Here is a 12161-nt window from a genome sequence, read left to right on the forward strand (position 1 = left end):
GCGGCCCGGCAGAGCCGGTTCCGCGGTGTTCCTGGTATTGAAATCACTTCGCTTCGGACATGGAAATAGGTATGGATATGAACGACCAACTGACCGCCTTCCTGGCGCGTGCCGAGCTGTTTATGGCCCGGGTGGAGGCCTCGCTGCCGCACACCTTGAGCGAGCCCGACTGGAACGAGTCCATCGCCTTCCGCTACCGCCGCCGTTCCTCCGGCCAGGGCATCCTGTCGGCCGTGCACCACGTGGGCGCCATGAGCCTGGCAGACCTGAAGGAAATCGACGTCCAGAAGGAAAAGATCCAGCGCAACACAGCGCAGTTTGTGCGCGGTGCCACCGCCAACAATGTGCTGCTTACCGGTGCACGCGGCACCGGCAAGTCGTCCCTGATACGCGCCTGCCTGCACGCCTATGCCGACCAGGGCCTGCGCCTGATCGAGGTGGACAAAGCCGATCTGGTGGACCTGCCTGACATCGTGGAACTGGTGGCCGCCCGACCTGAAAAATTCATCGTGTTCTGTGACGACCTGAGCTTTGACGAGGGCGAGCCCGGCTACAAGGCGCTCAAATCGGTGCTGGACGGCTCGGTGTCGGCCAACACGGCCAATGTGCTGGTCTATGCCACCAGCAACCGCCGCCACCTGCTGCCCGAGTACATGTCCGAAAACCTCACCTACACCCACACGCCCGAGGGCGAGGTGCATCCGGGCGAGGTGGTGGAAGAAAAGATTTCGCTCTCCGAGCGCTTTGGCCTGTGGGTCAGTTTTTACCCCTTCACCCAGGACGAATACCTGCATATTGCCGCCCAGTGGCTGAGGGTGCTGGGCGTGCCGCAAAGCGAGATAGAAACCGCCCGCCCCGAGGCGCTTCTGTGGGCCCTGGAGCGGGGTTCCCGCAGTGGGCGCGTGGCCTGGCAGTTTGCACAGGACTACGCCGGGCGCAAGTCCGCTTTATGAGCGACACGGCAGGCCAGCCCCACCAGGCAAAGCCACCGCTGGTGGCCGACGCCCACGCCGAGCGCGCAGGTGGCCCTAACCGCCCTGTGACCGAGGTGGCTGTGGGCGTGCTGGTGCGCCCAGATGGCGCCTTTTTGCTGACCTCACGCCCCGTGGGCAAGGCCTATGCGGGTTACTGGGAATTTCCCGGCGGCAAGCTCGAAACCGGTGAATCCGTGGAGCAGGCCCTGCACCGCGAACTGCACGAAGAACTCGGCATAGCCATTGGTGCCGTCACGCCCTGGCGTGTCGAGATGGTCGACTACCCCCACGCCCTGGTGCGCCTGCACTTCTGCAAGGTGTTTGCCTGGAGTGGTGAGCTGCAAATGCGCGAGGCCCAAAGCTTTGCCTGGGAACAGTTGCCAGTGCAGGTGCAGCCGGTGTTGCCGGGCACTGTGCCGGTGCTGGAATGGTTTGCCGCAGAGCGTGGATTTGCGGACGCTACGCACACCACGGTTGGCGCCAGCTAACCTGGGTTACTTTGGAGGCCATTGCTGCGCACCATGTAGCAGACGAAGTATTTCAATGCGGTTTCCCTTGATGCGGTAAATCACAAGGAATGGGGTGTGGCTGATGACCAATTCGCGTGTGCCTTTTACGCGCCCTGGCCGTCCAATTTTGGGATGCTGCAAAAGCATTTCTACTTGCTGCGCAATGCGGTCACCTTGGGAAATTGCCGCTGTGGGATTGTCATCGGCGATGTAGTCGAGTTGCGCGTCCCTGTCGTCAATGGCACGCTGCAACCACAACAGGATCAAGACTTGATTCCTGTACTTTGTAAATATTCAGCCCGTTTCTTTTGCCAGTTGGCTTTTGCTTCAGTGGAAGGTGTCCATTCGGCATCGGGTGAATCGGCCTCTCTAACAGCAAGGTCCACCTGCTCCTTAAACCAAGCGTCATAGCTGTCGTCTTCCTGCTTCTGCTGGAGAGGACCAGTGATGGATGTGTTCATGGGTGTATGCAATCAAAGTTGGAAAATTTTCCAACTTTCACGTGAAAAGCGCAATGGCAGACCAACGCCCGGCAGACGCAAAGCCTACTGCAGCTTCGGATCCCCATACAGCCCATCTTCCGGTGGTGCCTCGGTCGGCACGCGAAAGGCTTCGCTGGCCCAGGCGCCGAAGTCCAGGTTCTTGCAGCGCTCGCTGCAAAACGGGCGGAACGCGTTGCTGGCCGCATAAATGCTTTTGCCGCCACAGGCGGGGCAGCGCACGATTTTGGTGGGAATGGATGCATCCATGGCTATACCTCTGCAGCAAGGCTCAGGAGCAAAGGGCCAGCTCGAACGCACCGTCGGTATGGGCAGGGTGCATCTTTTCGTCAGCATCCAGTCGCATCAGGCGGATGGACACCATCAGGCGGTTGCCGCTGATCTCGGGAATGAGCTGCAGCTCCGGGTCCAGCGCCAGACGCAGCAACTGGAAGGTGCGGCCCTGTGGCAGGTTTTGCTGGAACTGGCCACCGGTAGCCACCACTTTTTGTGGTGAGCCCGAGTCGCGCAGCATCTTCAGCAGCAAATGGATGGAGTCGGCCAGCGGCGCCAGGGTACCGGCCCAGCGGTGCAGGTCCTTGATGCGCAGGTCCGCGCTGCGGTGCTGCCAGGCAAAGTAGGCCGGCAAGTCAAACTCGCAGGTGCCACCAGGAATACCCACGCGGCTGCGAATGCTCATCAGCCAGTCGTTCTCGGTGAGCGATTGGCCGGCCTTGCCGGACGTGGCATTCAGCGCGTCAAAACAGCCTTCCACCTGACCAACAACCTTGTCCAGAACCGACTCGGCAATGGCAGGGTTGCCGCGGTAGGAATTGAGCACCTGCTTTTGCTTGTCCAGGTCCTTGAGCACATCCGACTTCAGGTCGGCGCGGGCGCCCACGTCCATCACTTCAAAGATGGTGGTGAGCGCAAAGTGGTGGTCCAGCGGGGCCTCGCGCGAGACCAGTGTGGCCAGACGCAAAAACAGGTGTTCAAGCCGCAGGTAAGTGCGTATGCGTTCGTTAAAGGGATATTCGTAAAGAATCACGCTGTGCTTTCGGGTGGGCGCATCATAGCCCGAACTGTGGCGCCATTTGCCGCACCATTTCGGCCAGTGCGGGCAATCCCATGCCATCGTTGCACAACACCGTGTCGGCAGCAGCCAGGCGCCTGCTGCGACTGGCCTGGGCGGCCATGATGTGCCGCACCTGGTCCGCCGGCAACCCGCTGCGCGCCGTCACACGGCTGACCTGCGTGGCCTCGCTGCAGTCCACCACCAGCACCCGTTGCAGCCGCTTGCGCCAGTGGCCGGATTCCACCAACAAGGGGATGTCAAAAACAATGCAGGCCTTGCCGGCCGCGCTGTGCGCCTGTGCCTGGTCTGCAATCTGCTGGCCCACCAGCGGGTGGACTATGGCTTCGAGCTGGGCCTTGGCCTGTGGGTTGCTGAAAACATGCAGGCGCATCTGCTCGCGGTTGAGTGCGCCGTCTGCCGTGACAAAGGCGGCCCCAAACTGCGCCAGGATCTGGGGGATGGCAGCGCCCCCGGCCGCCGTGGTGCTGCGGGAAATGGCGTCGGCATCAATCACGGCCGCACCGTGCGTTGCCAACATCTGTGCCACGGTGCTCTTGCCGCTGCCAATGCCGCCCGTCAACCCCAGGGTGAAGGGTGTTGTCCGCACGGCTTACAGGCCAAGCACCTGGCGCAGGGCCTGCGGTCCGAACACCAGCGCAGCAAACCCGGCACCTGCCAGAAACGGGCCAAAGGGCACATAGCCACCCTCGCGCAGGTTGGCGTTGATCTTCATGGCGATGCCAATCACCGCACCAATCACCGAGGCCATCAAAATCATGGGGATCAGCGTCTGCCAGCCAAACCAGGCGCCCAGGGCGGCAAACAGCTTGAAGTCGCCAAAGCCCATGCCCTCTTTGCCGGTTGCCAGCTTGAAGCCCCAGTACACCAGCCACAGCGACATATAGCCCCCCACGGCGCCCCATAGCGAACTCTCCAGCGTCACGGGTATCCACTGCAGGGCAGCGGCCACCAGGCCCAGCCACATCAGCGGCAGGGTCAGGTCATCGGGCAGCAGCGTGGTGTCCCAGTCAATCAGGGCCGCCGTGAGCAGAATGGCCGAGAACGCGCACCAGGCCAGACCCGTGGCATTGGCGCCATGCGTCCAGATGCAATAGAAGAACAGCGCCGCCACCGTGATTTCCACCAGCGGATAGCGCGCACTGATGTGCGCTTTGCAGGCCGAGCACTTGCCGCCCAGGGCCAGGTAGCTCAGGACCGGAATGTTTTCATACCAGGTGATGGCGTGGCCGCAATGCGGGCAGCGCGAGCGCGGCACTGCCAGGTTGAAGGGTTCCTGCTCGGGCAGCTCCAGCTCCATCATCTCGGCGCCTTCGGCCTTCCACTGGCGCTCCAGCATGACGGGCATGCGGTACACCACCACGTTCATAAAGCTGCCGATCAGCAGGCCCAGCAGGGCGACCAGGCTGGCATCCAGCCATTGCACGCCGGACAGCATCAGACCACTTGGCCCATTTTGAAGATGGGCAGGTACATGGCCACCACAATCCCGCCAATCACGGTACCCAGCACCACGATGATGATGGGCTCCATCAGGCTGGAAATGCCCGCCACCATGTCGTCCACCTCGGCTTCGTAGAAGTCGGCGCACTTGCCCAGCATGTGGTCAATCGAGCCCGACTCTTCACCAATGGCGCACATCTGCAGCACCATGGACGGGAACAGGTTGGCATTGCCCATGGCGGCCGTGAGCGCCGTGCCGGTGGAGACTTCCTGCTGGATCTTTTGCGTGGCGTGCAGATAGACAATATTGCCCGCAGCGCCCCCCACCGAGTCCAGTGCTTCCACCAGCGGCACACCGGCTGCAAACATGGTCGACAGGGTGCGCGTCCAGCGCGCAATGCACGACTTTTCAACCAGATCACCAAAAATCGGCAGCTTGCGCATCAGGCGGTCCATGAACTCCTGCACCTTCTCGTTGCGCTTCCAGGATTGCAGGAAGAAGTACACGCCGCCGCCAATACCGCCAAAAATCAGGTACCAGTATTTGACGAAGAACTCGCTCATGGCAATCACCATCAGCGTGGGCGCGGGCAGCTCGGCGCCAAAGCCCTCGAACACCGTCTTGAAGGACGGCACCACAAAGATCATGATCACCGCCACCACCACAAAAGCCACAATCAGCACGGTGATGGGGTACATCAGCGCCGACTTGATCTTGGACTTCATGGCCTCGGTCTTTTCCATGTACACCGCCAGCCGGTCCAGCAGCTGGTCCAGGATACCGGCCGACTCACCGGCCTCAATCAGGTTGCAGTACAGGTTGTCAAAGTAAATCGGGTACTTGCGAAACGCCGTGCTCAGCGAGGTACCGGTTTCCACATCGCCGCGAATGTCATTGAGCAGCTTGGTCACGCTGGGGTTGGGGTTGCCGCGGCCCACAATGTCAAAGGCCTGCAGCAAGGGCACACCGGCCTTCATCATGGTGGCCAGCTGGCGGGTAAAGATGGACAGGTCCTTGGCCTTGATGGATTTGCCCGAACTCATCCGGCGCTTCTTGATCTTGCTGGGCGTCACACCCTGGCGGCGCAATGCGGACTTGACCTGGTTTTCACCATTGGCGCGTATTTCCCCCCGCACCTGCTTGCCGTTCCTGTCCTTGCCCTCCCACTCGAAAACTGCGTCCTTGTTTTCGGCAGCTTTTGCTGTTGTTGTCGCCATAGGTTCCCTTCGGCTTAGCCTTATTCGTTGGTCACAGCCAGGACTTCTTCCAGCGAAGTCAGCCCCATGCGCACCTTCTGCAGGCCGGATTGTCGCAGGGATCGTACGCCCTCACGCTCGGCCTGCTTGGCAATATCCAAGGCACTGCCGTCCGCCAGGATGATGCGCTGAATCTCCTCAGAAATGGGCATCACCTGGTAAATGCCGACGCGGCCCTTGTAGCCCAGGTTGCAGCTGGAGCAGCCCACCGGGCGGTAGGACTTCCAGGTGCCATCCAGGGCCTCTTCGGTAAAGCCGGCGTCCAGCATGGCGGGGCGGGGAATGTCCACCGGCTGGCGGCACAGCGTGCACAGGCGCCTGGCCAGGCGCTGCGCCGTGATCAGGATGACGCTGGAGGCAATGTTGAAGGGCGCAATGCCCATGTTGCGCATGCGCGTGAGCGTGGTCGGCGCGTCATTGGTGTGCAGGGTGGACAACACCAGGTGGCCGGTCTGCGCCGCCTTGATGGCAATGTCGGCCGTCTCCAGGTCGCGGATTTCGCCCACCATGATGATGTCCGGGTCCTGCCGCAGGAACGACTTGAGCGCTGCGGCAAAGGTCAGGCCGGCCTTCTCGTTCACATTCACCTGGTTCACGCCCGGCAGGTTGATTTCTGACGGGTCTTCCGCCGTGGCGATGTTCACGCCGGGCTGGTTCAGCAGATTCAGGCAGCTGTACAGCGACACGGTCTTGCCCGAGCCGGTGGGGCCGGTCACCAGAATCATGCCGTAGGGGCGGCTGATGGCTTTCAGCAGGCGTTCCTTCTCTTCCGGGTCGTAGCCCAGGGCGTCAATGCCCATCTTGGCGCTGGCCGGGTCCAGAATCCGGATCACGATTTTTTCGCCGAACAGCGTGGGCAGCGTGCTGACGCGGAAATCGATCACCCGGTCCGGGCCGATCTTGAGCTTCATGCGCCCGTCCTGGGGCACACGCTTCTCGGAGATGTCCATGCGCGAAATCACCTTGATGCGCGAGGCCAGCTTGTCCTTGATGGCAATCGGCGGGCTGGCGATCTCGCGCAGCTGGCCGTCCACCCGGAAGCGCACGCGGTAGGTGTGCTCGTAGGGCTCAAAGTGCAGGTCCGAGGCCCGCATGCTGAAGGCATCGAGCAGCATCTTCTGCAGAAAGCGCACCACCGGCGCGTCTTCCACCTCGGCTGCGGCCTGGGTGTTCTCGATGATCGAATCGGACGCGTTTTCGTCGAACTCAAAATCCCCGCCAATGATGTCTTCCACCGCTTCGGTGGCCGACACGGTGTTGGCCTCCACCATCTTGGAGAGCTTGTCGTACTCGGCAATGATCCAGTCCACGCCCATCTGCGTGGAGAACTTGATCTTTTCGGCTGCGCGCTGGTCGCTGGGGTCGGCCGTGGCCACCATCAGGCGGTTGTTGCGCTTGCTCAACACCACCAGCCGGTAGTCCTGGCAGGTCTTGTTGTCCAGCAGGCCCTTGGGCAGGCGCTGCGGGTCAATGGCATCCAGGTTGATCAGGGGGGCGGCAAAGGCCTGCGACAGGGTGTGCGCCAGGTCAGACGCGGACACAATGCCCGAGCCCACCAGTTCGGAGATGAAGCTCGTCTTGTTGGCGACCGACTTGCCGTAAATATCCTCGGCGGCCTTTTGCCCCAGCTTGCCTGCGGCAACCATGGCCCGTCCCAGGCCGGGAAGTGCAATAGCCGAGGCATCTTGCAGGGTGGAGTCGACAAAGGCAGCCATTGTTTACAGAGTATCCCTTACGGAGCGGGTGGGGCAATCATCGCTGATTGACCCTCTAATGTAAACGCTGCCCGCTGTTGCATAACTGCACAGGGGGCTGTTGCCAAAACATCGGTGTTACAGGCTGTTAAATGCCGCGCCCACCGCGTCTTTGGCTGACAAACGGGGCTCTCTGCCTTCCAGCGGCCAGTCAATGGCCAAGGTGGCATCGTTCCAGGCAATGCAGCGCTCATGCTCGGGCGTGTAGTAGGCCGTGGTCTTGTACAAAAATTCGGCGGTCTCGGTCAACACCAGAAAGCCGTGGGCCAGGCCCGCGGGTACCCAGAGCTGGCGCTTGTTGTCGGCGCTCAGAATCTCGCCCACCCATTGGCCGAAGGTGGGGGAATCCTTGCGGATGTCCACGGCCACGTCAAACACCGCACCCTGCACCACGCGCACCAGCTTGCCCTGGGCGTTTTGCACCTGGTAGTGCAGGCCGCGCAGCACGCCCTGGCCCGACTTGGAATGGTTGTCCTGCACAAAGTCGGTCTTCACACCGGTGGCCGCTTCAAAGGCCTTGTGGTTGAAGCTCTCGAAGAAGAAGCCGCGCTCATCGCCAAACACCTTGGGCTCCAGCAGCATCACATCCGCAATTTTGGTGGGGATGGCTTTCATCAGTACACCGCCTCGGTCAGCAAACGCAGCAGGTACTTGCCGTAGCCGGACTTGGCCAGCGGCTTGGCCAGCTTCTCCAGCTGGGCGTTGTCTATCCAGCCGTGGCGCCACACCACCTCTTCGGGTGCGGCCACTTTCAGGCCCTGGCGGTTTTCTATGGTGTAGATAAACTGGCTGGCCTCCAGCATGGACTCGTGCGTACCCGTGTCCAGCCAAGCGTAGCCGCGGCCCATGGTCTGCACGTCCAGCTCGCCGCGCTCCAGGTACATGCGGTTCAGGTCGGTAATCTCCAGCTCGCCACGCGCGCTGGGCTTGACCTGTTTGGCCAGCTCCACCACCTGGGCGTCGTAAAAATACAGGCCGGTCACGGCGTAGCGGCTCTTCGGAACAAGCGGCTTTTCTTCCAGGCTGATGGCGTGGCCCTCGGCATCGAACTCCACCACGCCGTAGCGCTCGGGGTCATTCACGGCATAGGCAAACACGGTGGCGCCATGCTTTTGGGCGTCAGCGTTCTTCAGCAGCGCGGCAAAGTCGTGGCCGTAGAAGATGTTGTCGCCCAGCACCAGGGCGCTGGGGGCGCCGTCCAGAAACTGCTCGCCAATCAAAAACGCCTGGGCCAGGCCATCGGGTGAAGGCTGCACCGCGTACACGATGCGGATGCCCCACTGGCTGCCGTCACCCAGCAGCTGCTCAAAGCGCGGCGTGTCCTGCGGCGTGGAGATCACCAGAATCTCGCGGATGCCGGCCAGCAGCAGGGCGGTCAGCGGGTAGTAAATCATGGGCTTGTCGTAGATGGGCAGCAGTTGCTTGCTGACCACCTGCGTTGCCGGATACAGCCGGGTGCCGGAGCCCCCGGCCAGGATGATGCCCTTGCGCTGTTTGGTGTTGGTCATGGTTTATTGTTTCCCTGTAATTTCGGTAAGCATGCGCGCCACGCCTTGCTGCCACTGGGGCAAGACCAGGCCAAAGGCTTGCTGCAGCTTGGCAGTATGCAGGCGCGAGTTCAGTGGACGTTGGGCTGGCGTGGGGTAGCTGGCGGTGCTGGTGGCGCCCACCTGCTCTGGGCCGGCCTTGAGCGTCCAGCCCAGGCCCTGTGCGGTTGCCAGCACAAAGCGGGCATAGCCATGCCAGCTGGTCTCGCCGCTGGCCACGCAGTGGTACAGGCCCGCCAGCTCCGGCTTGTGCATGGCCGCGCGCACGGCATGTGCCGTCACGTCCGCCAGCAGCTCGGCCGAGGTGGGTGCGCCAAACTGGTCGTTGATCACGTTCAGGCTTTCGCGCTCGCCGGCCAGGCGCAGCATGGTCTTGGCAAAGTTGCCACCGCGCGCGCCATACACCCAGCTGGTGCGAAAAATTAGGTGTTTGGGGTTGCTGGCCACAGCCTGTTCGCCTTCCAGCTTGGTCTGGCCGTACACGCTCAAGGGGCCGGTGGCATCACCTTCCTGCCAGGGCGTGCTGCCGCTGCCGTCAAACACATAGTCGGTGGAGTAGTGCACCAGCCAGGCGCCCAGCTTGGCGGCCTCGGCGGCCAGCACGGCCGGTGCCAGGGCATTGATGCTGCGCGCCAGTTCAGGCTCGGACTCGGCCTTGTCCACGGCCGTGTGCGCCGCGGCATTCACAATAAGGTCGGGCCGCACGGTTTGCACCGTCAGCGCCAGGCCTGCCAGGTCGGTAAAGCTGCCGCACAGGCCCTGCGGGTTGCTTGCGCTGTGCGAACCCAGGGCCACCGCCTCACCCAGCGGCGCCAGGGCGCGCTGCAGCTCCCAGCCCACCTGGCCATTGCACCCAAGCAGCAGAATCTTCATGCGCTTTGGCCGTATTGCTTGCTCACCCAGTCGCGGTAGCCGCCGCTCTGCACATTGGCCACCCACTCCGGGTTGTCCAGGTACCACTGCACGGTCTTGCGGATGCCGGTGTCAAAGGTCTCGGCCGGTTTCCAGCCCAGGTCCTTTTCAATCTTGCCGGCATCAATGGCGTAGCGGCGGTCATGGCCGGGGCGGTCGGTCACGTAGGTGATCTGCTCCTTGTAGGGCTTGCCATCGGCGCGGGGTTTGAGCTCATCCAGCAGCGCGCACACCGTGTGCACGATCTCCAGGTTGGGCTTCTCGTTCCAGCCGCCCACGTTGTAGGTCTCGCCCAGGGCACCGGCTTCCAGCACGCGGCGTATGGCGCTGCAGTGGTCCTTCACATACAGCCAGTCGCGAATCTGCTGGCCGTCGCCATACACCGGCAGCGGCTTGCCCGCCTGCGCGTTCACGATGATCAGCGGAATCAGCTTCTCCGGGAAGTGGAAAGGCCCGTAGTTGTTGGAGCAGTTGGTGGTCAGCACCGGCAAGCCATAGGTGTGGTGGTAAGCGCGCACCAGGTGGTCGCTGGCGGCCTTGCTGGCCGAGTAGGGGCTGTTGGGCTCGTAGCGGTTGGTCTCGGCAAAGGCCGGGTCCGTCTTGCTGAGTGAGCCATACACCTCGTCGGTGGACACATGCAAAAAGCGGAAGGCCGCCTTGGCCTCGGGCGCCAGTCCACCCCAATACGCACGCACCGACTCCAGCAAATGGAAGGTGCCCACGATATTGGTCTGGATGAATTCGCCCGGGCCCGAAATGCTGCGGTCCACATGGCTCTCGGCTGCAAAGTTCAGCACCGCACGCGGCTGGTGTTGGGCCAGCAGGCTGGAAATCAGCGCTGCGTCGCCAATATCACCCTGCACAAACACGTGCTTGGGGTGGCCCTGCAGGGAAGCCAGGTTTTGCAGGTTGCCGGCGTAAGTGAGTTTGTCCAGGGTGACCACGGTTTCTTCGGAACCTGCCAGCCAGTCCAGCACAAAGTTGCTGCCAATAAAACCGGCGCCGCCGGTTACGAGAATGGTCATTGTTTTAATCCAGATATCAAAAATATTTTCGCGGAAGCATCAAGCGCAATATACACGGGCAATATGCAGGTTCAGCTCTTTGCGCCTGCTAGGGCCGGATGATCAGATCCGCAATTACGGGGTTGTGTTCCGACTCGCTGATGCGCCCCGCTTCTGCCTTGTGCACTGCAAGCTCGGGGCTGACCAAAATGTGGTCTATGCGGTACAAGTCCACGCCCCGGCTCAAGGCATGTCCATGGGTGTAGCCCCAGCCTTGGCCTGCTTCCGAGAAGGCGTCACGCAGTCCGGCACGCTGCAGGTTGGCAAATACGGGGGATTGCTCAAGCGTGTTCATATCACCCATCAAAATCAACGGGCCTGCAAAGCGTGACAGGTCCGCTTGCAAAGCATCAGACTGCGCAAGCCGCTCTGCCACATGCATTCGCCAACTCTGCAGACCTTCTGGAAAGTTATGCCTAGCAGCCATCAGCGCATTGCGGGGCCGCGCCAGGTGTGCTGTTACCACTTGCAGATTTTGCAAACCAAGGCGCACCGTGCATTGCAAATACTGGGCCGCGCTGCATTGCTGGTAGGGGCCGGGCAGCGCACTCAGCCCCAAGTTGCCAACACGGCAGTCACGCAGCGGATAGCGGCTGGCCAAGACAAACTCCCCAAAGGCAACCACATAGGGCAAGCCTGAAATCGGCTGCGCAATCTGGATGGGTGTGTTCGTCCACTCGGTGTCACGCGTCAGCCACCACTGCGCATCTTGCAGGGCGATGATGTCGGGTGCGTATTGCTGCATCTCGCGTTCAATACCTTCATACCCGCCCTTGGTCTTCCAAACATCCAAGGCTTTCATGTTGTAGGTCAGCACCCGCACCGGTGTGCCTGCGGCGGCGGCTTGCTGTGCAAAATTCCAATGAAAGTCCAGCGTGCCAAAGGCAAACAGCGCCAGGTTGCACAGCGCCAGCAGCCTGAACACTGGCCGCAACAACAAAGAGCCCAGCAAGGCGGCGCACAGCAGCAACAGCAGCCAGTAAAAGGGCAAGAACCGGGTCAGCTCGCCCACCCACACCGGTATGCCACCCACGTTTTGCACCACCACAAAAGCCAGGTGCACACCCAGTGCGCCCAGCAGAACCCAGCCTGCCAAAAACCGTGCTGCTCTCAAAATCATGGGTAATGC

Annotated in this window: 15 protein-coding genes; 2 read left to right on the top strand and 13 right to left on the bottom strand. The window is 61.8% G+C overall.

Going from position 1 to position 12161, the window contains the following annotated elements:
- Window positions 1-77 precede the first annotated feature (77 nt).
- Window positions 78-953 (top strand): ATP-binding protein, encoded by an 876-nt coding sequence (locus tag DIC66_RS04385; protein WP_117175082.1) that lies wholly within the window; start codon window positions 78-80, stop codon window positions 951-953.
- Window positions 950-1462, top strand: a complete 513-nt coding sequence (locus tag DIC66_RS04390; RefSeq protein ID WP_117174464.1) for an NUDIX domain-containing protein — start codon at window positions 950-952, stop codon at window positions 1460-1462. Before DIC66_RS04385 ends, DIC66_RS04390 begins: the two co-directional genes overlap by 4 nt.
- Before the next feature lie 6 nt (window positions 1463-1468).
- Here the strand turns inward: DIC66_RS04390 and DIC66_RS04395 are convergent, their stop codons facing one another.
- From DIC66_RS04395 to DIC66_RS04455, 13 genes are all read right to left on the bottom strand, one after another.
- A complete protein-coding gene (locus DIC66_RS04395; RefSeq protein WP_117174465.1) occupies window positions 1469-1750 on the bottom strand; it encodes a type II toxin-antitoxin system RelE/ParE family toxin in 282 nt (93 codons plus the stop codon).
- On the bottom strand, window positions 1747-1944 hold the full coding sequence (locus DIC66_RS04400) for a hypothetical protein (RefSeq protein ID WP_117174467.1): 198 nt from the start codon (window positions 1942-1944) through the stop codon (window positions 1747-1749). Before DIC66_RS04400 ends, DIC66_RS04395 begins: the two co-directional genes overlap by 4 nt.
- 84 nt (window positions 1945-2028) lie before the next feature.
- Complete coding sequence (locus DIC66_RS04405; RefSeq protein WP_117174469.1) at window positions 2029-2232, bottom strand: DNA gyrase inhibitor YacG; 204 nt, start codon at window positions 2230-2232, stop codon at window positions 2029-2031.
- A 22-nt stretch (window positions 2233-2254) separates the two neighbouring features.
- Window positions 2255-3010: a cell division protein ZapD gene (gene zapD / locus DIC66_RS04410; protein ID WP_117174471.1), complete on the bottom strand. Its 756-nt coding sequence runs from the start codon at window positions 3008-3010 to the stop codon at window positions 2255-2257.
- Between the two features lie 22 nt (window positions 3011-3032).
- Window positions 3033-3644 carry a dephospho-CoA kinase gene (gene coaE, locus DIC66_RS04415; RefSeq protein WP_117174473.1) on the bottom strand — a complete coding sequence of 204 codons (612 nt, stop codon included), beginning with the start codon at window positions 3642-3644 and terminating at the stop codon, window positions 3033-3035.
- A 3-nt stretch (window positions 3645-3647) separates the two neighbouring features.
- Window positions 3648-4493: a prepilin peptidase gene (locus tag DIC66_RS04420; RefSeq protein ID WP_117174475.1), complete on the bottom strand. Its 846-nt coding sequence runs from the start codon at window positions 4491-4493 to the stop codon at window positions 3648-3650.
- Window positions 4493-5716, bottom strand: coding sequence for a type II secretion system F family protein (locus DIC66_RS04425; RefSeq protein WP_117174477.1), 1224 nt, complete (start codon window positions 5714-5716; stop codon window positions 4493-4495). Before DIC66_RS04425 ends, DIC66_RS04420 begins: the two co-directional genes overlap by 1 nt.
- Window positions 5717-5736: 20 nt before the next feature.
- Window positions 5737-7470: a type IV-A pilus assembly ATPase PilB gene (gene pilB / locus DIC66_RS04430; protein ID WP_117174479.1), complete on the bottom strand. Its 1734-nt coding sequence runs from the start codon at window positions 7468-7470 to the stop codon at window positions 5737-5739.
- A gap of 117 nt (window positions 7471-7587) precedes the next feature.
- The gene (rfbC, locus tag DIC66_RS04435; RefSeq protein ID WP_117174481.1) at window positions 7588-8124 is read right to left on the bottom strand and encodes a dTDP-4-dehydrorhamnose 3,5-epimerase; all 537 of its coding nucleotides are present in this window, start codon (window positions 8122-8124) and stop codon (window positions 7588-7590) included.
- A complete protein-coding gene (gene rfbA, locus DIC66_RS04440) occupies window positions 8124-9017 on the bottom strand; it encodes a glucose-1-phosphate thymidylyltransferase RfbA (RefSeq protein WP_117174483.1) in 894 nt (297 codons plus the stop codon). The genes rfbC and rfbA overlap by 1 nt, the downstream gene beginning before the upstream one ends.
- 3 nt (window positions 9018-9020) lie before the next feature.
- On the bottom strand, window positions 9021-9929 hold the full coding sequence (gene rfbD, locus DIC66_RS04445) for a dTDP-4-dehydrorhamnose reductase (RefSeq protein ID WP_117174485.1): 909 nt from the start codon (window positions 9927-9929) through the stop codon (window positions 9021-9023).
- Window positions 9926-10993, bottom strand: a complete 1068-nt coding sequence (gene rfbB, locus DIC66_RS04450; protein ID WP_117174487.1) for a dTDP-glucose 4,6-dehydratase — start codon at window positions 10991-10993, stop codon at window positions 9926-9928. The genes rfbD and rfbB overlap by 4 nt, the downstream gene beginning before the upstream one ends.
- A gap of 88 nt (window positions 10994-11081) precedes the next feature.
- Window positions 11082-12152 (bottom strand): endonuclease/exonuclease/phosphatase family protein, encoded by a 1071-nt coding sequence (locus tag DIC66_RS04455; RefSeq protein ID WP_158558836.1) that lies wholly within the window; start codon window positions 12150-12152, stop codon window positions 11082-11084.
- Window positions 12153-12161 lie beyond the last annotated feature (9 nt).

Source organism: Rhodoferax lacus, assembly GCF_003415675.1.
GTDB classification, from domain to species: Bacteria; Pseudomonadota; Gammaproteobacteria; order Burkholderiales; family Burkholderiaceae_C; genus Allorhodoferax; species Allorhodoferax lacus.